Origin of the sequence: Brucella sp. IR068 (genome assembly GCF_049065885.1) — a bacterium.
Classification (GTDB): domain Bacteria; phylum Pseudomonadota; class Alphaproteobacteria; order Rhizobiales; family Rhizobiaceae; genus Brucella; species Brucella intermedia.
Genome location: NZ_JBAKHE010000017.1, coordinates 40,781 through 62,028, shown reverse-complemented (window position 1 = coordinate 62,028; position 21,248 = coordinate 40,781). Strand labels below are relative to the sequence as shown.

Genomic DNA, 21,248 nt, shown 5'->3' with positions numbered 1-21,248 from the left:
ATCGCGGCAACCTAAAGGAGAGGTACATTTCGGGCGCCGATAAGAGGGCTTACTTAAACTCCGATAGACACGTTGACGTTGGGGTCTTGTTTTGCGACACATGAGTGATGCAGACCGCTATCACAATTGATCAGGACTATCTCGTAACACGGCTCAAGGCGCTTCTTGCTATCCCGAGTCCGACCGGGTTTACCGACGAAGCCGTGCGTTACGTTGCGCGAGAGCTGGAGCAACTTGGGCTTGAGGTTATGCTGACGCGCCGGGGTGCTATTCGTGCGCGCAGGGCAGGCCTGACGGAAAAACCAGCGCGCGGGATCGTATCGCATATCGATACACTCGGTGCGCAGGTAAAATATCTGAAGGAAACCGGACGACTGGAACTGGTTTCCATCGGTAACTGGTCAGCGCGTTTCGCCGAAGGTGCCCGCGTTTCCATCTTTTCGTCCAAAGGAATTTATCGCGGTTCGATCCTGCCGCTGAAAGCTTCCGGCCATACATTCAATGAGGAAGTCGATACGCAGCCGGTCGGCTGGCCTCATATCGAACTCCGTGTCGATGCGCTCGCCCGAAATCGCGATGATCTGCTGCAGCTCGGTATCGATGTTGGTGACATAGTTGCTGTCGATCCCGCGCCCGAATTCATCGATAATGGCTTTATCGTCTCGCGCCACCTTGACGACAAGGCAGGTGTCGCCATCATGCTTGCGGCCCTTGAGGCAATGCAGAGAGCCAATGTGGAAACGCCGGTTGACAGCTATTGGCTGTTCACCATCGGCGAGGAAGTTGGAGTGGGGGCCTCTGCGGTCGTTGTGCCGGATATTGCCTCGCTGGTCGCCATCGATAATGGAACGACAGCACCAGGCCAGAATTCATCGGAGTTCGGCATCACGCTTGCCATGGCAGACCAGACCGGACCGTTCGATTACCATTTGACGAAGAAACTCTACGAGCTTTGCGGAGAGCATGACATTCAGGTCCAGAAGGATGTGTTCCGTTATTACCGTTCTGATGCCGCATCTGCGGTTGAGGCGGGACATGATGTGCGCACGGCTTTGCTGACCTTCGGTGTCGATGCCTCGCATGGCTATGAGCGCATTCATCTGAGCGCGCTCACTTCCATTGCAAAACTTGTAGTTCATTATGCAATGAGCGAAGTTGAGATCAAACGCGATGCCGAGGAAACCGCCAAGGGCCTCAAGGGTTTCACCCATCAGAAATCGACCAAGGCAGAGCAGGATTTGAGACCCGAGGATACGCCTGCGGAATAGCCTTTGAACTTTTTGAAATCACGAGCGGGCTCAGGCCCGCTTTTTTGTCTCGCAAAAATTAATTATGATAATTCATTGATGATTGTTGATTTATGCCTATAAATTAGAGTCTGACGGATTTGACAAATGAAGGGGAACCCCATGAGAAGGTTATTCCGTGCCGTCCTGACTGCTATGGCGCTTTCGGTCGCCGGGGCGGGCGCAGCCGCATTGGCGCAAACGCCGCCCAATGTGCTGATTGTCGGGCAGATTGCAGAGCCGCAATCGCTCGACCCGCATACAGTCACGGCCACCAATGATTTTCGCATTCTCGTCAACATTTACGATGGCCTTGTGCGCTACAGGGACGGAACGCTCGAGGTAGAACCCGCGCTGGCTGAAAGCTGGACGATTTCGGACGACGGCAAGACCTATAGGTTCAAGCTGCGTCAAGGCGTGAAGTTCCATGACGGTTCGGATTTCAATGCCGAAGCGGTCAAGTTCAACTTCGACAGAATGCTGAATGAAGACCATCCGTTCTACAATACCGGGCCATTTCCGCTCTCGTTCAATTTCTCGTCCATCGACGCAGTCAATGTGCTCGATGAATACACTGTCGAGTTCAAGCTGAAGGAGCCTTTCGCTCCATTTCTTTCCAATCTGGCCTATCCGACTGGCCTGATTGTGTCGCCAGAAGCAGTCAAGAAATACGGCAAGGAATTTGGCCGTCATCCATCAGGAACCGGCCCGTTCAAGTTCGCGGAATGGCAATCGGGCCAGCGCGTGGTGGTCGAACGCAATCCCGATTACTGGGACACAGCGCCGGCATTGGAAGCAGTTGTGTTCCGCCCGATCACGGATGCCAATACCCGCGTCGCGGAGATGATGGCAGGCGGGCTGGATGTTATGGTGGAAGTGCCGCCGGACAATCTTGCCACCTTCAAGCAGGACGCGAATTTCGCGGTTGCAGAACAGGCGGGGCCCCATGTCTGGTTCACCATCCTGAACGTGAAGAGCGGTCCATTCGCGGATAAGAAAGTGCGTCAGGCCGCCAATTATGCGGTCAACAAGCAAGGGCTTGTCGACAATGTTTTGCAGGGTTCCGCAACCCTTGCGCCGGGGCCGATTCCCCCTGCCTTTAACTGGGTCGAGAACAAGACCGAGCCCTATCCCTACGATCCGGAAAAGGCCAAGGCGCTTCTTGCCGAAGCCGGAGCTGGCAATCCGGAAATCACCTTCTATGTGACGGAAGGCGGTTCGGGCATGCTCGATCCGATCACCATGGGGGCTGCCATCCAGGCCGATCTTCAGGCCGTAGGGTTCAAGGTCAAGATCGAAACCTACGAGTGGAACACGTTCTTGGGCAAGGTCAATACGGGACTTGAGGGCAAGGCCGATATGGCTGAGATGGCATGGATGACCAATGATCCGGACACCGTGCCTTATCTGACACTGCGCAGTGACGCGCTGCCGGACAAGGGCGGCTTCAATTCCGGCTATTATTCCAATCCCAAAGTGGATGAGCTTCTGGAAAAGGCACGCTCGTCGACCGATCAGGTCGAACGCGGAAAGATTTACGGTGAAGTGCAGAATATCGTCCATGACGATGCGCCATGGCTTTTCGTGGCGAACTGGAAACAGAACGCAGTCACGACGGCCGGTGTCAAAGGGTTCAGGCTGCAGCCGTCCTTCCTGCTGCATTTGAAAGACGTAACCAAGGAATAAGCGGGGAGGGCATTCATGCCAGCTTATATTGTGAAACGCCTCGTTGCCGTTATTCCTGTATTGCTCGGTCTCTCGATCATTGTTTTTCTCGTCATGGCAATGATACCTGGCGATACGGCCACCGCGTTGCTTGGATCATACGCAACACCGGAAAATGTAGAGCGGATCAATCGCGATCTCGGTCTCGACAAGCCGTTGCTGCAACAATATTTCATCTGGATGGGCAATTTCCTGCACGGGGATTTCGGGCGTTCCTTCGTGCTCAATCGTCCGGTGCTGGATGAGGTTATGGAGCGCTTTCAGGCGACACTCGTGCTCGCGGGCGTAGCACTGGTACTGTGTTCAGTCTTCGGCCTGCTCGCTGGCATCGTTTCGGCGGTACGCCAGTTCGGCTGGGCAGACAGGACGATCACTTTCATCGTGCTTGCCGGAATTTCCATTCCCTCATTCTGGCTGGGGTTGCTTCTGATCTATCTCTTCGCGGTCCATTGGCGCATTATGCCAGCCTCCGGCATGTATGCGGTCTATGGCGGCGGTGACCTGAAGGATCTGCTCTGGCATCTGGTTCTGCCGGCCACGACGCTGGCCGTGGTGGGGGCGGGCGTGATCGCACGTCTGACTCGCGGCGCGATGCTGGAAGTGCTTCGCCAAGACTATATCCGGACAGCCCGGGCCAAAGGTCTCAACGAACGTCGCGTGATATACGGTCATGCGTTTCGCGCCGCACTTGTCAGCGTCATTCCTGTGATCGGTATTCAGGCAGGATTTGTGCTGGGCGGCGCCGTCTACATCGAAACCGTGTTCCAGTGGCCCGGTATTGGCGCCATGTTGGTGAAAGCCATTTCCACCCGCGATATCTTGCTGGTGCAGGGTGGCGTACTTGTGGTTGCCGCGAGTTATGTCCTCTTCAATCTGCTCGCTGATATCATCCAGACCATGCTCGATCCAAGGATACGCTCATGAGCGCGCTTCCAGAAATTTCTGCCGCGCCAACGGCGGTCCGCATGTCATCATGGCGGCTCCTGATGAGCAATCGACTGGCGGCGTTCGGTTTTTTTATGCTGGTCCTGATCTGCCTCGTCATTCTGCTGGCCCCGGTTCTCCTGCTTCCCAATCCTGACGCGACTTCTCCCGCAATGCGATTGAAACCCGTGTTCAGCGAAGGACATCTTCTTGGAACGGATCAGCTCGGGCGCGATATATTGAGTCGTGTCATATGGGGCACGCGGGTGTCTGTCGCAGTTGGCTTTGCAGCAACGTTGATTGCAGCGATTGTCGGCTCGGCAATCGGTCTCGTGGCCGGCTATGCGGGCGGACGAACTGACAATTTGATGATGCGCGGCATCGATATGCTGATGGCATTTCCTTATATCCTGCTGGCGCTGGCTATCGTGGCAGTGCTCGGGCCGGGCCTGATGAATGCGCTTTACGCGATTGCGGTGGTCAATATTCCGTTCTTCGCGCGTAATGTTCGCGGGGTTACGCTCGGTCTCGCGCATCGTGAGTTTATTGATGCTGCCCGACTCTCAGGGAAAAGTCCGGTTTCGATCCTGTTAAGCGAAGTGCTGCCCAATGTACTGCCGGTTATCGTCATTACCATGTCGACCACGGCGGGCTGGATGATCCTCGAAACGGCGGGCCTGAGCTTCCTCGGTCTTGGCGCGCAACCGCCGCAGGCCGATCTCGGCTCCATGCTCGGCGAAGGCCGCGCGCAACTGTTCAATGCCCCGCATGTCACCATCGTGCCGGGATTGATGATCTTCCTGCTGGTCATCAGTCTCAACGTATTGGGAGATGGGATGCGCGATGTTCTCGATCCGCGATTGCGGTCAGGTGCGCTGGGGCGGCCAGGCGCAGTAACCGATATTGCCAAGGACCGGTCATCGCCCATGATCAAGGATAGCCAAAAAGCTCTTTCTATTGCCGGTCTCGAAACGGGCTTCGTCAATGGCGGGCATTTCACCCCCGCTGTCCGCAATATTTCACTGGAACTTGAACGCGGCGAATGTCTCGGTCTGATCGGGGAGAGCGGATCGGGCAAAAGCGTGACCGCCCTGTCAGTAATGGGCCTCGTGGCGTCCCCGCCCGGACTTATCAGCAACGGAGCGATCTATTTGGGCGACCGGGACGTTCTCTCAATGTCTGAAACCGAGTTGACGGCGGCACGGGGCACAAGAGTTGCTTATGTGTTTCAGGACCCACTGACGACGTTGCATCCTATGTATCCGGTCGGTCGGCAGGTCGAGGAAGCAATTGCAGCGCATCGGCGGATTGGAGCCAGTGAGCGGCGAGAACAGGCGATTGTGCTTCTCGACAAGGTTGGCATTCCGGATGCAGCGGAACGGGCCAATCACTATCCGCTTCAGCTTTCAGGTGGTCAGCGTCAACGTGTCGGCATTGCCATGGCTCTGGCCAATGATCCCGATATCATCATTGCGGACGAGCCGACTACGGCGCTCGATGTCACCGTACAGGCGCACATTCTTAAACTGCTGCGCGATCTCCAGCGCGAGCGCGGCATGGCTCTCCTGTTTATCACCCATGATTTTGGAGTGGTTTCGGAGATTTGTGACCGCGTGGCAGTGATGAAAGACGGCGAGATTGTCGAGACGGGTACAACTTCGGCAGTTCTGTCCAATCCGCAGCACAGCTATACGAAACGCTTGATAGCCTGCGTTCCCGAACTTGGGCAGGGCGCCGACTATCTGCAACGTGTGGCTGGTCTCTTCAAGCGCGAAAACGGGAAGGCGGCAGGATGAGCGGAAATGCGATCAGCGTTCGCGATCTTACCAAAACCTTTGGTGGCGGACGAACACTTTTGGGGAAAGAGCGTCACAAGGTCGAGGCGGTTAAAAATGTTTCTTTCGATCTTGGAAGCGGTGAGACACTGGCGATTGTCGGTGAAAGCGGATCGGGCAAAAGCACGCTCGCCAGAATGCTCGTCGGGCTAACAGAGCCGACGGGCGGTACGATGACGATTGCTGGACGCGATGCGCATGAACTGCGAAATTCCGGTGCTCGGGCATTCGGCAAGGTCATACAATATGTGTTTCAGGACCCTGTCGCTTCACTCAATCCCCGAAAGACAATCGGGCAGATCCTGGAAACACCCCTCAGGCTTCTGTGCGGCCTCGATCCAACTCAACGGCAGGAACGCATGATCCAATTGTTGGACGCCGTTCATATGCCCAAGGATACGCTGAAACGCTTTCCGCACGAATTCTCCGGGGGCCAGGCCCAACGTATCGCCATTGCGCGCACGCTGGCGGCTGAAGCGGAAATCGTCGTGCTCGACGAACCGGTTAGCGCGCTGGATGTCTCTGTTCAGGCGCAGGTTCTTCTGCTTTTGGATCAACTGAAGAAAGAGTTTGGTCTCTCCTATCTCTTCATCAGTCACGACCTTGCTGTGGTGGAAGCCATCTCCGACAGGGTTGCGGTTATGTATTTCGGGGAAATCGTTGAAGAAGCAACCGCAAGCGCTCTTTTTGCCAGACCTGAACATGCCTATACACGAAAACTCGTGGAAAGCGCGCCGCGCATCAGGAGAGAGTAGCAGGATATGGTCAAAATGGGCCTGAATTCCGATCACGAACCGCAATATCGCGCGAGGGCGGCAAAGGTCCGTCGGCGACCGGAAGAGATTGCCGACCGTATCAAGGATGTTATCCGTTCCGATGCATTGAGGCCGGGAGATCGACTGCCACAGGAAAAGGAACTGATTGACCAGTTCAAGGCCGCCAAGGGCACTGTGCGCGAAGCGATGAAGGCGCTGGAGACGCAGGGTCTGATTTTTACGCGCAGCGGTCCCGGGGGCGGGGCTTTTGTGGCCGAACCTTCCGCCCAGCACGCAATGGAAATGCTTGGGAGTTATTTTTTCTTCGACCATCCGAGCCTTGCGGAAGTCTACGCTATCCGCAAGCTTCTTGAACCGGAGGTCGCGGCTATCCTGTCGGGAAGGCTGACCGAGGACGAGATCATCCGACTAGAAGACACAATGCGGATTTATGACCGTCCACCAGTTGATCTCGACGACCAGTATCGCCAGCGTGTTGCGGAGCTGGATTTCCATTCCCTGCTGGCGCAACTTTGTCCGGACCGCCTGCTCGGCTTCATCTGCGGATTGACCCATAACCTGCTGCGAAGCCTGCCAATCGCACGCGCAATTTATGCGGACCCCACGCCAGCCTCGCGTGAAGAAGGGCTCATCTTTCAGCATCGATTGCTGGCGGCGCTTGTCGAAAATCGCAGCGAAGATGCGCGACTCATCGCGTTTGAACATATGGTTTCCGCCGAAAACTATATGCTTTCCAAAGCGGAAACGGTCCGAAAGATCGCATAACGGAAACTAAAAAGTTGGGAACCATCCCGGCGCTCCCGCATTTGCAATTATGCAGGCCGTCGCCATGAAAGATGCGACGGCCTCATTTGTTTATGACTGATAATGGAGGTTTCGACCCTTTTTATGTGTGGTATTTGCGGAGAAGTCAGGTTTGACGGTCGTTCCCCGTCAGTTTCGGCAGTCTCGAAAATGGCGGATGTACTCAGTCCTCGCGGGCCCGATGCATCCGGGATTGTGGTCCGGGGCAATATCGGCTTCGGGCATCGAAGATTGAGAATCCTTGATCTTTCCGAAAAATCGCAGCAACCGATGATCGACGCCGACCTCGGTTTGACGCTTGTTTTCAATGGCTGCATCTATAATTTCCGCGAATTGCGCACAGAGCTGGAACAGAAGGGCTACAAGTTCTTCTCCGACGGTGACACAGAAGTCATTCTCAAGGCATGGCATGCATGGGGCGAAAGCTGCGTTACGCGTTTTCTTGGCATGTTTGCTTTCGCCATTCACGAACGCGATACCGGCAGGGTTATCCTGGCGCGTGATCGCTTCGGCATCAAGCCGCTCTATATCGCCGAGGTGGCCGGTGCCTTGCGGTTCGCCTCTTCTTTGCCTGCTCTGGTTAAGGCAGGCGGCATCGACACCTCGATAGACCGCGCGGCCTTGCACAATTACATGAGTTTTCATGCCGTGGTGCCGCCACCACGCACGATCTATAATGGTGTTCGAAAGCTCCCCCCGGCGACAATCCGTGTCTATGAACCGAATGGACGTTTTGCTGACCGCGTCTATTGGCAGGCGCCTTATCGTCGTCTACCCGGCGACGGCGCGTTGAGCCGCGAGGAATGGCAGGAGCAATTGCTCGCCATGCTGCGTGTCGCTGTCAAGCGCCGGATGATTTCCGACGTGCCGGTCGGCGTGCTTTTATCCGGAGGGGTGGATTCAAGCCTGATCGTCGGTCTGCTGGCTGAGGCAGGTCAATCGGGCCTGATGAGTTTTTCAGTTGGTTTTGAGGAAGCAAACGGGGAAAAAGGCGACGAATTTGTCTATTCCGATCTGATCGCCGAGCATTTCGGGACCGAACATCATAAGATCTTTGTGCCTTCTGCAGACCTCATGGACGCCTTGCCGGGAACGATCGCGGCAATGTCCGAACCAATGGTGTCCTATGATAATGTCGGCTTCTACCTTCTTTCCAAGGAAGTTTCGAAGCATATCAAGGTTGTCCAGTCGGGACAGGGCGCGGATGAAGGGTTCGGCGGCTATCACTGGTATCCACCGCTAGTCGATTCCAACGATGTCGTCAGCGACTATGCCAAAGGGTTCCGTGACCGCTCGCACGACGTTCTCGTCACGCAGCTATCGCCGGAATGGATGCCGGAACGTGATTACAGTCAGGACCTTCTGGAAGAACATCTGCTGCAGGATGGAGCGGATACGCCTGTCGACCGTGCGCTGCGGCTCGATACGAATGTGATGCTCGTGGACGATCCGGTCAAGCGCGTGGACAACATGACGATGGCCTGGGGGCTTGAAGCGCGGGTGCCGTTTCTGGATCATGAGCTGGTCGAGCTTGCCGCCCGCATTCCGCCGGAGGAAAAACTGCGTGACGGCGGCAAGGGTATCCTCAAGGATGTGGCGAGGAAGGTCGTTCCAAGCGAAGTGATCGACCGCAAGAAGGGATATTTCCCGGTTCCGCAGCTCAAATACATCGATGGCCCTTATCTCGATATGTTGCGAGATGCCCTCTCTTCACAAAAGGCGAGGGAGCGCGGACTTTTCCAACGCGATTATCTTGAACGCCTGTTTGCAAAACCGTCCGAACACATAACGCCGTTGCGCGGTTCGGAGCTTTGGCAGGTTGGCCTCCTTGAAATGTGGCTGCAAACGCAGGAGGCATGAAATGCGGAAAACCGGTGAGGTGGATATGACCCGGCAGAAAGCGAAAGGTCGCAAAGCCTTTTCGCACCGTCTAACGCGCTTGCGTACGCCTGAAAGCGCTGGCTTTTATCAGGAACATGCGCATGGCCACGACAAGACGGGAAGCGGAGATCGCAAGCAGGATGTGTTTGTCGATTGTGGCTGGGGTCGGCTGCTCTTCGCGCAGACCTTCGAAACCAATGAGGCCATTGTGGAAGCTTTGCGGGCGGAAGCACCAGCAAGCCGCGATATCGTCTTTTACGTCAGCGATCCTCATGTGCTGCTGTCGCTCGCACCACACGAGATATTTCTCGATCCGTCGCATACGTATCGGATTGAACTTGCTACCTATCGCCCGGGCGGGCGGCGGACACGCGGCATAACCATCCGTCGTGCAGTCTCCGAAGTGGACGCGGAAGGCATCAACGCCGTCTATGCGACCTGTGGCATGGTTCAACTGCGTCCCGACTTTTTCTCATCGGAGCGAGACAACCGTGCTGTTACCTATTTTGTGGCTCAGGACGATGCTACCGGCGAAATTGTTGGCACTGTGACGGGTATCGATCATCAGCGTCTTTTCGACGATCCTGATCGCAGTGCTTCGCTCTGGTGTCTTGCGGTCCATCCGCAAGCACGACAGCCCGGTATTGGCGAAAAACTGGTGCGTAAACTTGCCGAGCATTTTCAGGCTCGTGGTTTGAGCCATATCGATCTATCGGTTCTGCACGACAATGAGAATGCTATAAGGCTCTATGAAAAGCTGAGGTTTCGCCGTGTTCCGCTCTTCGCGATCAAGCGCAAGAACGCAATAAATGAGAAGTTCTTCGCCTCACATCTGGAATCCTTTGACGCGCTCAATCCCTATGCCCGCATCATTATTGATGAAGCGGTGCGCCGTGGTGTTCAGGTTGAAGTGACCGATGCCGATGGTGGCTTTTTCCGTCTCTCCTATGGCGGACGCTCGGTTCATTGTCGTGAGAGCCTATCTGAAATGACATCTGGTGTCGCAATGTCGATCTGTGACGACAAGGCCGTGACGCGGCGTGTCGTCGAGAAGGCGGGTTTGACAGTGCCGGAGCAGATTGCCGCCGAAGCGAATGACGGTGCGCTGGAAGATTTTCTAAAGCATCACGGCAAGCTGGTGGTGAAACCAGCCCGGGGCGAACAGGGAAGAGGCATTTCCGTCGGGATTTCGACCATGAAAGACCTGCGAACGGCGATCAAACAGGCGCGAACCGTGTGCGACCGTGTGCTGCTGGAGGCGTGTTTTGAAGGCGAGGACCTTCGGCTGGTGATAATAGACTACCAGCTCGTTGCAGCTGCGGTTCGCCGCCCGCCACGGGTGGTCGGCGATGGCAAAGCAACAATCCGCAAGCTTATCGAGATACAATCCCGCAGACGCGCTGCGGCGACAGGCGGAGAAAGCCGTATTCCTGTAGATGCTGAAACGAAAAGATGCCTGGAGGAACAAGGTCTGTCGCTCGATTCTGTTTTGGAGGATCATCGCGAAATTACGGTCCGCAAGGCGGCCAATCTTCATACAGGCGGTACGATCCACGACGTTACAGCTACTGTTCATAGAGACCTTGTTGATGCTGCCTGTAAGGCTGCCCGGGCAATCGGTATTCCCGTTGTCGGGATCGATTTCATGGTCAAGCAACCCAAAAACCCGGATTATATCTTCGTTGAAGCCAATGAGCGTCCGGGGCTTGCTAATCATGAGCCCCAACCGACTGCCGCAAGATTTCTCGATTTGTTGTTTCCTGGATCAAGATAATGGTAATTTAGCGAAATCGAGATTAATTTATGTTCGTCGGAGAGGCACTCCGGCGACAGCTGCATTTTTGACTGGCAACCTGGAAATTAAGCGGTTCGCCTTTGGTCGGACCAGAGCATCTTACCTGTGTCTTTAGATCAAAGACGGAGTGCCAACCAATTAATCTGTCCAACTTTCTGAATTTTCAGTGGGATTCAGATTGTACGAGCTGACAAGCCAGTATGGAGGTTTGGAGGCCCCCAACACCCTCGATTTTCGTCCCGATGGCAAGAGGGTGACGGTGTTCTTGCTATCCATTCGAAAGACGAAGGAGTAATACTCCTAACCCGGATAAGTCATTGTCAGGATTTGTTGACTGGTGTTGTTACTCATGAACAGTGAGTTGAAACCAAGTGTCGAGAAAGCGGCTTCGTTTTAATCCATCCAGATAAACCAGAAGCTCCGGCCCAAGCTCGACAGGTTGCAGCGATGCTACATCCGAAGGGCTCGTTTCCGATACAAGACCAGTTTGTTGAAGGATCGCCTGACCGTTAGAAGACAGAAGATATGTGATTGCCTGTTCGGCAATGTTTGCGTGTCTACTTCGGTCTGGGATGAGCGCGGTCCAGGGTAGAGCGACGACGTAATCCTGTGGTATGATCACTGTAAAATCCCGTGCGTCATATTGCCATTTGCTCACGTCTGACAACGACACGTTATAGGCAAGATCGATGCTGCCAGCCGACAATGCCTGTAATAGCTCTTCACTCGTGTCGAAAATACGCGCTTGCGATGCGCCGAAGGCGCGGACAATACGCCAGAATAATGGAGAGCGGATCGAATCCTGAGCCGCCAGCGTATAGCTGACATTATCAATGCCGATATTGACGACGCCGACGCGCCGTTGAAAACGCGGTGCGTTTTGCTCTAACAATCGTGCAAGTTCAATGCGTGTCGTTGGCAGTTCATTGTCGAGCGCGCGACGTCTGACAACGCTCACCGCTGGATCGAAACCGATGCTGAACAATTCGCTACGCCAATGAGCTTGTGGTGCTAAACCTGCATTGCGAACAATTCCATTTTTTGGTTGCGCGCCACCTTCATTGGCGATGAGTACCGCAAGATCGGGCGTCGAAAGGATAACGAGATCGGCGGTGCTCGCTTCTTTAGCGCCAGCAAGAAGCCGCGAAGTCCATTCACCCGGTCTGATCTGCCGATAAGCAATGTTCACACCGAGCAATTGACGGGCAAGACCAGCCTGTACGGGGGCTATGGTTCCGGGTGCGATGTCGCCGACAATCTGAAATTCGGGTTTTGAGACCGGGTCATTTTGCGCATGCGTGTTATGCCATGAAGGAACAATCAATATCAGAACGGCACAGAATTGCAGGATAATGCATTTCATGCGCGCGGCTCCGGTGTCGTTGCGGGCAATGTCACCAGCACGCTTGTTCCACCACCTTCGCGGTCGCGCAGTTTAATCTGGCCGCCCAACGCTTCCGCAACCATTTTTGCTATCGACAAACCAAGGCCGGAACCGGGCTTTGATTGATTTGCTCGGACGAAGCGTTCGAAGACACGGTCTTTCATGTCGGTCGCAAGCCCTGCGCCTCTGTCATGAACACCAAGGGTGATCGTAGCTCCATTCTGGCTAAGGCTGATAGTAACAGGGCCGGGCGCATGAATAAGTGCGTTTTCGACGATATTGCGGATCATTTCTCTGAGGCTGATGGCTTCGCCACTCATATAGAGCGGCTCATCGGGCATATCAAAGCTGATGGTTTGTTGCAGATCGAAATAACTGCCTTCAGCGCGCAGTCTTCGGACTGCTTCCTGTGTAACCTGCCGTAGATCGAGCGTTTCGAGCCTTCGCGATTGAATACTGTGCAGCGTCGTCGCCTCAGATAAAAGCTGATTTGCGAGAAGACTTGCGCTTATGGAGTTGGTATGGACACGGGCAAGGATTTCCTTTTGCCGGTCTGGATCAGTTTCTTCGAATGACAGTTCGGTCAGGGCACGCAAGGCGGTAAGTGGCGTGCGCATCTGATGTGCTGCATCGGCTGTGACCAGCTTTAATCCGGCAAGCACATCGTTCAGCCGCCCCATGAAATCATTGAGCGCTGTGACAAGTGCGCTGACTTCCTTGGGAATAGGACCGGCAACCGGGTTAAGGTCGGATGAGGAGCGCTGGCGCAGATCAAACTCAACCGTTCGCAGCGGTCTGAATGCAAACCGGATTGCGAGCCAGATAAGGACCAGTGCGAGCAAAGCCACTCCAAGCGCAGGCAAGAGAGTGTTGAGGCTTAGTTGCAAGGTTAGCTGCCTCCGCGCTTCGCGCGTTTCACCCACCAGAACATCGACCCAGCCGCCGCCTCTTGCGTCGCTGTGATAGCGTGCGACTGCAGCAATTCGTACTTTTTCACCGCGATAAACACTGTCGCTGAGGCGAATGCGGCTATTGTTGCCATGCGGAATTTCGAGCCCGAGAATAGGCGAACCGGTCAGGAGGCTGCCATCGGGTGCTACGATACGATAGAAAATGCGATTGAGGCGCGAAGTGCCCAGAATGGAAAAGGCCGAGTGTGGAAGATCGACGCTGAGCGCACCATCCTGCAGAGTTATCGTGTCTGCGATCGATAGGGCCGCCGCTCCAAGAACACGGTCGAATGCTTCATCGGCTGCACGATGCGCATACCAGCGACCAAGAAAGAAGAGCAGAACGGTGACGGCAAGCAGCGTTAATCCACTGCCCACCAAAATGCGGCGCTGGATCGAATATTCCCTGTTTGCGGCTCCTTTGACCATCAGAGCTGCGGCGCTTTAAGCCGGAGCAAATAACCCACGCCGCGTTGTGTAACAATCTCAACTGTGCTGTGCTCGAGCTTCTTCCGCACGCGTGAAACCAGCAGTTCGATAGCATTGGGTGTGCCGGTATCTTCATGGCCAAACAGTTTCAGAACCAGCATATCTTTTGGAACCGTGACATTGAAACGGGTGGCAAGCATTTCCAGAACGTCGAATTCCCGCCGCCCGAAATCCAGTGGCCCGTCACCCTGCATCACTGATCTTTGTGTTAGGTTGATCGATAATTCGCCGATCCGCAAAACCGGCTGTGCCACGCCCATATGCCGTCTTGCGACGGCTCTGATACGGGCAAAAAGCTCCCTGAGATCGAAGGGCTTTACCAGATAATCATCAGCGCCAAGCTCGAGAAGATCGATCTTGTCGGCAATCGATTGCGAGCGGTGATCACCAATACCGGGCATGACAAGGATTGTTCTCGCATACTGCGCAGGATGGCAAAACCGTCACGTCCCGGAAGGTTGATGTCGAGTACGATCAGATCAAAGGAGCCATTCACAGCCAGATCTTCCCCCTGCACACCATCATAGGCAGTCGTGACAGAGTGGCCTTCCTTTTCAAGCTTTGAAGCAATAGCAAACGCAATATCGATTGTGTCTTCTACAAGAAGGATACGCATGTTGTGTTCGACGATTCTATTCAAGGTTTTCGGGACGACAGGATTCTGACAGTTAGAATTGCTAGTATCTGAGAAAATACTGGATGAGGCTGCGGCACTTGTATCATAGCAAGTGTCCAGGGAGGAAAAAATGTTCTGGCGCGGGTTGGCATGTCGTATCGGCATGACCTTGTTTGGGCTTCAGCTGTGCATCGCTTATGCGAATGCTGCTGATGCTGCTTGCGCTTATCGCGGTGCGCTGGATGAGCGTTATTGCGACGAGAACCGCGACCTTGTCGCAGATACTCCCAAAGACGCTTCCCAATGGCGTGATCCGCAAACACTCGTATGGGCTTATTCGCCCATCGAAGACCCGGCGGTTTATGCTCGGCTCTTTAAGCCGTTCACCCAGCATCTTGAAGCCTGCCTTGGACGGCAGATCGTTTATTATCCGATTCAGTCCAGTGCTGATGAAGTTGAGGCGATGCGTTCAGGACGCCTGCATTTTGCGGGCTTCTCTACAGGGCCGACAATTGAGGCGGTCAATCGTGCAGGTGCGGTTCCTTTTGCCGCCAAAGGCACTGGCGATCAGATGCGCGGCTATAGGCTGGTCGCGGTCGTGCGCGCGGGCTCGCCCTATGAAAAATTGGGTGATCTTAAAGGGCATCGCGTCGCCCATGCATCATTGTTCTCAAATTCTGGCAATGTCGCGCCACGCGCTCTCTTTCCAAAAGAAGGTCTCACGCCGGGGCAGGACTATGCGCCTATCATGTCGGGCGGACACGATAAATCGATCCTCGGTGTTGTCGCCGGTGATTACGATATGGCGGCTGTTGCCTCCGATGTACTTGAACGCATGATCGAGCGGGGGCTTGTGAAGCGTGATGCCGTTCGTCTGATCTATCAGAGCGATCTGTTTCCGACCTCTTCATTTGCTTATGCTCACAATCTTGCGCCGTCGCTCGTGGCGGAGATGAAGCGCTGCTTCTTCAATTTCACATTCACGCCTGAAATGAGAGCCGAGTTTCAGGGCGACGATCACTTCATTCCCATAGATTATGCAGCCGCGTGGTCCGTGGTGCGTGAGGTGAGCGAGAAGGCTGGCGCACCGCCTCCATAATTCGCTTCGCAGCAAGCGATCAATTCGCATGGCATTTCTCTGAGTGCCAGCTCCCGCAGCAAGCCAGAACACAGTTAACTGCAACCCGATTGGGTTTCGGTCGGAGTCTCTTCGGCTCAAAGTGGATAAAATAATGAGTTTTTACAAGCAACTACCCTACAAATATAAGGTCTATAATGCAGACCCCACGACACTGATCGGGGTTATGCTGGCAATCGTTTTTGCCTATCTGATTGCAGCGCCAATCGTGCTGCTTTTGTCAGATGCAGTGATTGTCCAATTTGCTGATCGGGCACGCTCGGGCCAGCAGATTGGTGAATTGACCTTTTATTATCTCAACCGTGCGTTCTTCTCGGCGATTTCGACCGATGTGTTCTGGCGTCCGCTTTGGAACACAGCAATCATCGCACTTGGTTCGATTGCCTTTGCGCTTGTCACAGGCATTCCACTCGCATGGCTTTTGAGTCGCACAAATTTGCCGGGCAAGAAGTGGTTCTCGACAGCATTGATCGTTCCTTACATGCTGCCTTCGTGGACCTTCGCACTGGCTTGGCTGACCCTGTTTAAAAACCGCACCACCGGTGGTCAGCCAAGCTGGATGGAAGCTTTGGGCTTCTCGCCACCTGATTGGCTTGCTTACGGCATGTTGCCAATCACGATCATCCTGGCCATGCACTATACGCCATTCGTGATCCTGCTTTTCGGCAATGCGTTGCGGCAGTTTGATTCCACGCTTGAAGATTCAGCCCGTGTCATGGGCGCAGGCAAATTGCTGATTGCGCGCCGCATCATTCTTCCATTGATGCTGCCCTCGCTTGTGTCGGCTTCAACGCTGATCTTCGCCAAATGCCTCGGCGACTTTGGTGTTGCCTATATTCTTGGCGTGCCGGTTGGTTTTGACGTTCTGGCGACGTCTCTTTTCCGTGCAATTTCAACCAGTCAGGCTGGCATGAGTGCCGTTCTTGCGGCAACCATTGTCGTGCTTGGTAGCATTTCAATCTTCCTCGATATGTATCTGCTCAAGGAAGCGCGCCGTTTCGTCACTATTGGCAATAAGGGCTCGATGAACCGTGAGACAGACCTTGGGCGCTTCCGTGTACCTGCATTCAGCTTCGCCGCACTCATGTTCGTTGTCAGCGCGTTCATTCCGTTGATGGCGCTTTTGCTGACGACGGTTATGCGTGTGCCGGGCGTTTTCACGCTGGATAATTTCACGCTGGATTTCTGGATCGGCACCGATCTTAACACCACCGCGATGAGCAATGGCATCCTCTTGACAGGCGAGTTCTGGAAAGCGACCTGGAACACGTTGTGGATCGTCGGCTCGGCTGCTTTGGGTGCAGGTCTGCTTGGTCTTCTGGTCGGCTATGTCGTGGCTCGCACGCCTGTTTCGCTTGTTGGCACGTTCCTGCGTCAGGTGACATTCCTGCCTTATCTGGTTCCGGGCATTGCCTTTGCTGCGGCCTATCTCACGATGTTTGCAGTGCAGCGTGGTCCGCTTCCCGCCCTTTACGGAACGCCGATCCTGCTGGTTCTCGCGATCCTTGCCGATCAGATGCCATTCGCATCGCGCGCGGGTATCTCTGCAATGATGCAGCTTGGCAAAGCGCCTGAAGAAGCGGCCCAGATCGTGGGTGCCGGTTTCTGGCGTCGTCTGGTTTCGATTGTCGCGCCGATCCAGAAAGGCTCTCTGGTTTCTGGTATTCTGCTGCCGTTTATCTCCGGCATCAAAGGCTTGAGCCTCGTCGTCGTGCTGGCTGTGCCGGGCACGGATGTTCTCACCACCTATGCATTGCGCCTCGTCGACTACAGCTATAGCCAGGCCGCGAATGCAGTCGTTTTGATGATCTGCGTCATCGCCTTTGGCGGCACGGTCATCGTTCAAAAACTCACCAACAGCAAATTGTCTGACGGATTGGGAGGCAAATAATGTCGAGCATTACTATTCGCGATGTCAGAAAGAGCTACGGCAAAGCCGCCCGCGCCGCAATTGAAAAGCTTTCACTCGAAATTCCAAAGTCGGAGTTTCTCTGCCTGCTTGGACCTTCGGGCTGCGGCAAGACGACGACGCTCCGCATGATTGCGGGTCTTGAATATCCAACCGAAGGTCAGATCCTCGTTGATGGTCAGAAGATCGTATCGGTGGATGACGGCATTTATGTACCACCAGAAAAGCGTGGCATGGGGCTGGTGTTCCAGAACTATGCCCTTTGGCCGCATATGACGGTCGAACAGAATGTCGAGTTCGGCTTGAAGTTGCATAAGGTAGCCAAGGCTGAGCGTCAGCGTATTATCGATGACGTTCTGCAGAAGCTTGGCATTGAGCGTTATCGCGACCGTTTGCCAGCGCAGATGTCTGGCGGTCAGCAGCAGCGCGTAGCGCTTGCGCGTATGCTGGCGCTTAAGCCCGATATTATTTTGCTCGATGAACCACTTTCCAATCTCGATGCGAAACTGCGTCTCGAAATGCGTGCGGAACTCAAGCGTATTCATCAGGAGATGGGGTCGACGGTCGTATTCGTAACCCACGACCAGTGGGAGGCCATGACATTGGCAACCACGATTGCGGTGATGAGCGAAGGCGAGTTGCAACAGCTCGGCACGCCTGACGACATTTACGAGCGGCCGGCCAATCGCTTTGTGGCTGAATTCATCGGCAATCTGCCGATCAATATCATCGAGCTTAATGACAGCAATAACGGCGCGTTGGCGACATGGGCACGCGATTACCTCAAGGCGCAGAGCATTGCGGCAAGCAATGTCGGTTCCGTCGGTATCCGGCCGGAATCCGTGCCACTCAGCGATACGCCTGTTGAGCAGGGATGTGTGGCCAAAGTGGTCGATATCGTGCCCACCGGCGGTAGCTGGATCGTCGAAATGTCAGTTCATGGCGAGCAGTTTTTTGCAATCGTCGCAGATGCTCCAGCCCAGAAGGCTGGCGATGAAATCTGGTTCCATGTCGAACGCAGTCACGTCCATGTGTTCGACAGAGAAGGCAAGCGCATCAGCGACTGAAAAGAGGCGTATCGAATGCGCGTCGATGCTTTCGCTTTCAAACAATAACTATCAACTTTGGAGGAAATAATGAGTTCAACCCTTCGCAAATATGCGGCCCTTTCATTGAGTGCCGCACTTCTGGCAAGCACAGCTGCCTTCGCAGAGCCTGTCGCTGAAATCGGTATCAAGGATGCAGATTATTCGCTCGACGCACTGATTGAAGCGGCCAAGAAAGAGCCTGGCATTACCGTTGTGGATGCCACTGGCAAGATCGTCACCATGGCTGAAGCCTTCACCGCAAAATACGGTGTCAAGGCTACAGGCGTGAAGATGAACGGCCAGAACCAGGAGCAGGTCATTCTGCGTGAAGCGGCCGCGAACAATGTTCGCACGGACGTCTTCAACATGAGCAATCTACCATCAGTTACGTCGGAAATCATCGTTCAGGGCGCAGGTCTCAGCTGGCTTCCCGTCGATCTCAAGGATCAGGTGCGGAATATCAGAACCCAGCCATTACCAGTCTCAATCCATGGGTGTGGGCTTATAACTCTGATGTTCATGGCGATAAGTGCCCGATCGACAATATCTGGGCGTTGACCACGGAAGAATGGAAGGGCCGCATTGCTATTCCTGATCCGCTTCTGCGCAACGAAACCATGTTCTGGTTCAATCAGATTGCCGAGCATGATGATGAAGCCATGCGCAAGGCATATGAAGAGTTCTTCGGTGAGCCACTGAAAACCGAGGAAGCAAGCGCGACTGCCGAATGGGTCAAGCGCTTCGCCAAGAACCGTCCGAGCGTTACACGCAGCGATACGGAAGTCGGTCCGATCATCGGTGCAAAGGGGCAGGAAAAGCCATTTATGGGCTTCCTCAGCACCTCAATCTTCCGTGACGCCAAGAAGAATGGCTACACGATGGGCATTTGCGCGGGCATGAAGCCCTGGGCCGGACAGCTGACACCACGCGTTGCCGTTATCGCATCTGGTACGAAAAGCCCGAATGCATCGAAGCTCTTCGTGCATTACATGATGACGGAAGAGGGCATGGCGCCGCAGCTGGCCGACGGAAAGATCTCATCGAGCAAGGGAGCGAAGATTCCGGAAAGCGAAGTTTCCGGCATCGTTAACGTCATCGACCAACTCTATGTTCCACATTCCGAGACTGCTGAAAGCGACTATTCGAAGCTACAGGATTGGCAGGATTTCTGGACCATTAACTCTCGATAGAGAGTATAGCAGTAGGATAATGGCCAGAGGTTTAATCCTCTGGTCATTTTTCTGTATTTGTTTTCGAAACTGGCACGTCACTTTAGCATTATACAATCCTGAGCCTATAAACCGAACTTTGCACTCGGAGCCTCAGCCAGCCGAATCATATGATCAACCTGTGAATTGAAAATATCCGATTCAAATAATTGCAGGGATCGTATCCAGCGTCAATTAGTGACAATTTCTTTGGCTACTCGGGGTGCACCTCACTATCGCAGTTTTTGGCCAGCCGTTAATCATCCCGCTAGCCCCAAACGTCGTCGCTATAAAAATCGCCAGGAGAACAAATTTTCTGAGCATCGTCAGATCCTTTTCGGCGCAGTATTGAAAGTAAGTGGCGAAAGCTTTGACCTATGTTGGACTTGCGCAAGTCAACTGGATCTGGATTTCCCGATTGGCGGCCAGTCCAGGTTCGCTCGCAAGAACAAGAGACTTTGTTGCATTCTTATTGATCACGATAACGCCTTGCTGCAATACTTCTCGCGCGCCTCCTATATTGACGCTGCTAATATAGGCTGCCCGCGCCGAGAAACATCCGCAGTCACCAATTGGCTTGTATAATTGAAAACTGGTTCTGACCGAAACGAGGTTCGTTATCGTCTCAGTTTCTGCGGCTTTGACCGTCACGCATGCTGCCAGTCTATTCTGAAAGGCAACGCCGCCAGTATCTTCGGCGGTCGCCGAACTGCAGAGCAATGCGGATAAAACCGCGCCATAGATCAAACCTTGCATGGACGGCTCCTCGTTTATTGCGGTGGTAGTTTTTTAATGCAACTTAGAATATCAACATCGCAAACGGGAACTTCGGACCGTGTTGCGGGCTCATCCAGCCACCGATGATACGCGCTACGAATCTCCACGTCCTTATAACTGTAGATTTTCACCTTCTTGTCGATGCGGCTCGCCTGCAGCGCTTTCGGGGTTACGGCCATATGAAAGGCCAGCTCATTGAACTGCCAGACTTTCCAGCCTTTTTGCCTCTCAATGACCCGTACATGATAATAAGGATCATCTGCTCGCTCCGGACGTACTTTATAGACGTCGGCCCACCGTACCATTTTCGGTGAAACGGATAAGACGATGCTTTCCTGCTGTTCCTGGGCTAAAACTGGAGTGACAGCGAGAACGCCAAAAACTGCCAGAGAAACGAAAGGTCTCAATAGTTTCGACATTCATTTCCTTCCATCAATTGTCCCATCCTTCATTGTGAAGCGGCCGATATTGCAGGGTCTTGCAATATCCTGAATCGCTATCCATGACGAAATTGACTGATCTCCAAAGTAAGATGGGGAACTGGAAAAAACAAACGCCAATTTCTGCCGAACGATGTTAATGACGTTTAACAATAATCCAGCACATATGGCTCGGCAAAGCAGATATCGACCTAGAATGATCGTCTGGCTTTTCGCACATTCT

The 21,248-nt window shown here is 54.1% G+C and carries 19 protein-coding genes; 13 read left to right on the top strand and 6 right to left on the bottom strand.

From position 1 onward, the window contains the following. Nucleotides 1-107 precede the first annotated feature (107 nt). From ACOWVS_RS20940 to ngg, 8 genes are all read left to right on the top strand, one after another. A complete protein-coding gene (locus tag ACOWVS_RS20940) occupies nucleotides 108-1,268 on the top strand; it encodes an osmoprotectant NAGGN system M42 family peptidase (protein ID WP_075042226.1) in 1,161 nt (386 codons plus the stop codon). Nucleotides 1,269-1,409: 141 nt separating this feature from the next. Next, nucleotides 1,410-2,972 carry an ABC transporter substrate-binding protein gene (locus tag ACOWVS_RS20935; RefSeq protein ID WP_075042225.1) on the top strand — a complete coding sequence of 521 codons (1,563 nt, stop codon included), beginning with the start codon at nucleotides 1,410-1,412 and terminating at the stop codon, nucleotides 2,970-2,972. A gap of 15 nt (nucleotides 2,973-2,987) precedes the next feature. Further along, a complete protein-coding gene (locus tag ACOWVS_RS20930) occupies nucleotides 2,988-3,935 on the top strand; it encodes an ABC transporter permease (protein WP_075042224.1) in 948 nt (315 codons plus the stop codon). Next, nucleotides 3,932-5,731 (top strand): dipeptide/oligopeptide/nickel ABC transporter permease/ATP-binding protein, encoded by a 1,800-nt coding sequence (locus ACOWVS_RS20925; protein ID WP_075042223.1) that lies wholly within the window; start codon nucleotides 3,932-3,934, stop codon nucleotides 5,729-5,731. The genes ACOWVS_RS20930 and ACOWVS_RS20925 overlap by 4 nt, the downstream gene beginning before the upstream one ends. Continuing rightward, nucleotides 5,728-6,525: an ATP-binding cassette domain-containing protein gene (locus ACOWVS_RS20920; protein ID WP_075042222.1), complete on the top strand. Its 798-nt coding sequence runs from the start codon at nucleotides 5,728-5,730 to the stop codon at nucleotides 6,523-6,525. The genes ACOWVS_RS20925 and ACOWVS_RS20920 overlap by 4 nt, the downstream gene beginning before the upstream one ends. A 6-nt stretch (nucleotides 6,526-6,531) precedes the next feature. Beyond that, nucleotides 6,532-7,311: a FadR/GntR family transcriptional regulator gene (locus ACOWVS_RS20915; protein ID WP_006469903.1), complete on the top strand. Its 780-nt coding sequence runs from the start codon at nucleotides 6,532-6,534 to the stop codon at nucleotides 7,309-7,311. Between the two features lie 123 nt (nucleotides 7,312-7,434). Next, a complete protein-coding gene (locus tag ACOWVS_RS20910) occupies nucleotides 7,435-9,210 on the top strand; it encodes an N-acetylglutaminylglutamine amidotransferase (protein WP_006471499.1) in 1,776 nt (591 codons plus the stop codon). A gap of 1 nt (nucleotide 9,211) precedes the next feature. Next, on the top strand, nucleotides 9,212-11,005 hold the full coding sequence (ngg, locus tag ACOWVS_RS20905) for an N-acetylglutaminylglutamine synthetase (protein ID WP_075042221.1): 1,794 nt from the start codon (nucleotides 9,212-9,214) through the stop codon (nucleotides 11,003-11,005). Between the two features lie 364 nt (nucleotides 11,006-11,369). Here ngg and ACOWVS_RS20900 read toward each other — a convergent pair whose 3' ends face one another. The 4 genes from ACOWVS_RS20900 to ACOWVS_RS20885 are packed head-to-tail and all read right to left on the bottom strand — an operon-like array spanning nucleotide 11,370 to nucleotide 14,465. Further along, the gene (locus ACOWVS_RS20900; protein WP_075042220.1) at nucleotides 11,370-12,389 is read right to left on the bottom strand and encodes an ABC transporter substrate-binding protein; all 1,020 of its coding nucleotides are present in this window, start codon (nucleotides 12,387-12,389) and stop codon (nucleotides 11,370-11,372) included. Beyond that, complete coding sequence (locus tag ACOWVS_RS20895) at nucleotides 12,386-13,789, bottom strand: HAMP domain-containing histidine kinase (RefSeq protein ID WP_006469907.1); 1,404 nt, start codon at nucleotides 13,787-13,789, stop codon at nucleotides 12,386-12,388. The genes ACOWVS_RS20900 and ACOWVS_RS20895 overlap by 4 nt, the downstream gene beginning before the upstream one ends. Then, on the bottom strand, nucleotides 13,789-14,250 hold the full coding sequence (locus tag ACOWVS_RS20890) for a response regulator transcription factor (RefSeq protein WP_247644444.1): 462 nt from the start codon (nucleotides 14,248-14,250) through the stop codon (nucleotides 13,789-13,791). The genes ACOWVS_RS20895 and ACOWVS_RS20890 overlap by 1 nt, the downstream gene beginning before the upstream one ends. Further along, entirely contained in the window at nucleotides 14,166-14,465 is a 300-nt protein-coding gene (locus ACOWVS_RS20885) for a response regulator (RefSeq protein WP_247644443.1), read from the bottom strand. Before ACOWVS_RS20885 ends, ACOWVS_RS20890 begins: the two co-directional genes overlap by 85 nt. 130 nt (nucleotides 14,466-14,595) lie before the next feature. Here ACOWVS_RS20885 and phnD point away from each other — a divergent pair, with 130 nt between their 5' ends. From phnD to ACOWVS_RS20860, 5 genes are all read left to right on the top strand, one after another. Beyond that, a complete protein-coding gene (phnD, locus tag ACOWVS_RS20880) occupies nucleotides 14,596-15,564 on the top strand; it encodes a phosphate/phosphite/phosphonate ABC transporter substrate-binding protein (protein ID WP_006471502.1) in 969 nt (322 codons plus the stop codon). A 133-nt stretch (nucleotides 15,565-15,697) separates the two neighbouring features. Next, nucleotides 15,698-17,494, top strand: a complete 1,797-nt coding sequence (locus tag ACOWVS_RS20875) for an ABC transporter permease (RefSeq protein ID WP_063883012.1) — start codon at nucleotides 15,698-15,700, stop codon at nucleotides 17,492-17,494. Beyond that, a complete protein-coding gene (locus ACOWVS_RS20870; protein ID WP_006469912.1) occupies nucleotides 17,494-18,579 on the top strand; it encodes an ABC transporter ATP-binding protein in 1,086 nt (361 codons plus the stop codon). Before ACOWVS_RS20875 ends, ACOWVS_RS20870 begins: the two co-directional genes overlap by 1 nt. A 69-nt stretch (nucleotides 18,580-18,648) precedes the next feature. Then, nucleotides 18,649-19,158, top strand: coding sequence for a hypothetical protein (locus tag ACOWVS_RS20865; protein WP_247644442.1), 510 nt, complete (start codon nucleotides 18,649-18,651; stop codon nucleotides 19,156-19,158). Further along, the gene (locus ACOWVS_RS20860) at nucleotides 19,095-19,790 is read left to right on the top strand and encodes an extracellular solute-binding protein (protein WP_420973137.1); all 696 of its coding nucleotides are present in this window, start codon (nucleotides 19,095-19,097) and stop codon (nucleotides 19,788-19,790) included. The genes ACOWVS_RS20865 and ACOWVS_RS20860 overlap by 64 nt, the downstream gene beginning before the upstream one ends. Nucleotides 19,791-20,183: 393 nt before the next feature. On the opposite strand, the gene ACOWVS_RS20855 is transcribed toward ACOWVS_RS20860, so the two are convergent. Continuing rightward, nucleotides 20,184-20,564 carry a DUF2195 family protein gene (locus ACOWVS_RS20855; protein ID WP_006469914.1) on the bottom strand — a complete coding sequence of 127 codons (381 nt, stop codon included), beginning with the start codon at nucleotides 20,562-20,564 and terminating at the stop codon, nucleotides 20,184-20,186. Between the two features lie 14 nt (nucleotides 20,565-20,578). Then, entirely contained in the window at nucleotides 20,579-21,004 is a 426-nt protein-coding gene (locus ACOWVS_RS20850; RefSeq protein WP_006469915.1) for a DUF5086 domain-containing protein, read from the bottom strand. Nucleotides 21,005-21,248: the final 244 nt, after the last annotated feature.

Coding starts and splice junctions, on each gene's coding strand:
- ACOWVS_RS20940 (WP_075042226.1), top strand. CDS start 108: ATGCAGACCGCTATCACAATTGATCAGGACTATCTCGTAACACGGCTC.
- ACOWVS_RS20935 (WP_075042225.1), top strand. CDS start 1,410: ATGAGAAGGTTATTCCGTGCCGTCCTGACTGCTATGGCGCTTTCGGTC.
- ACOWVS_RS20930 (WP_075042224.1), top strand. CDS start 2,988: ATGCCAGCTTATATTGTGAAACGCCTCGTTGCCGTTATTCCTGTATTG.
- ACOWVS_RS20925 (WP_075042223.1), top strand. CDS start 3,932: ATGAGCGCGCTTCCAGAAATTTCTGCCGCGCCAACGGCGGTCCGCATG.
- ACOWVS_RS20920 (WP_075042222.1), top strand. CDS start 5,728: ATGAGCGGAAATGCGATCAGCGTTCGCGATCTTACCAAAACCTTTGGT.
- ACOWVS_RS20915 (WP_006469903.1), top strand. CDS start 6,532: ATGGTCAAAATGGGCCTGAATTCCGATCACGAACCGCAATATCGCGCG.
- ACOWVS_RS20910 (WP_006471499.1), top strand. CDS start 7,435: ATGTGTGGTATTTGCGGAGAAGTCAGGTTTGACGGTCGTTCCCCGTCA.
- ngg (WP_075042221.1), top strand. CDS start 9,212: ATGCGGAAAACCGGTGAGGTGGATATGACCCGGCAGAAAGCGAAAGGT.
- ACOWVS_RS20900 (WP_075042220.1), bottom strand. CDS start 12,389: ATGAAATGCATTATCCTGCAATTCTGTGCCGTTCTGATATTGATTGTT.
- ACOWVS_RS20895 (WP_006469907.1), bottom strand. CDS start 13,789: ATGGTCAAAGGAGCCGCAAACAGGGAATATTCGATCCAGCGCCGCATT.
- ACOWVS_RS20890 (WP_247644444.1), bottom strand. CDS start 14,250: ATGCCCGGTATTGGTGATCACCGCTCGCAATCGATTGCCGACAAGATC.
- ACOWVS_RS20885 (WP_247644443.1), bottom strand. CDS start 14,465: ATGCGTATCCTTCTTGTAGAAGACACAATCGATATTGCGTTTGCTATT.
- phnD (WP_006471502.1), top strand. CDS start 14,596: ATGTTCTGGCGCGGGTTGGCATGTCGTATCGGCATGACCTTGTTTGGG.
- ACOWVS_RS20875 (WP_063883012.1), top strand. CDS start 15,698: ATGAGTTTTTACAAGCAACTACCCTACAAATATAAGGTCTATAATGCA.
- ACOWVS_RS20870 (WP_006469912.1), top strand. CDS start 17,494: ATGTCGAGCATTACTATTCGCGATGTCAGAAAGAGCTACGGCAAAGCC.
- ACOWVS_RS20865 (WP_247644442.1), top strand. CDS start 18,649: ATGAGTTCAACCCTTCGCAAATATGCGGCCCTTTCATTGAGTGCCGCA.
- ACOWVS_RS20855 (WP_006469914.1), bottom strand. CDS start 20,564: ATGCAAGGTTTGATCTATGGCGCGGTTTTATCCGCATTGCTCTGCAGT.
- ACOWVS_RS20850 (WP_006469915.1), bottom strand. CDS start 21,004: ATGTCGAAACTATTGAGACCTTTCGTTTCTCTGGCAGTTTTTGGCGTT.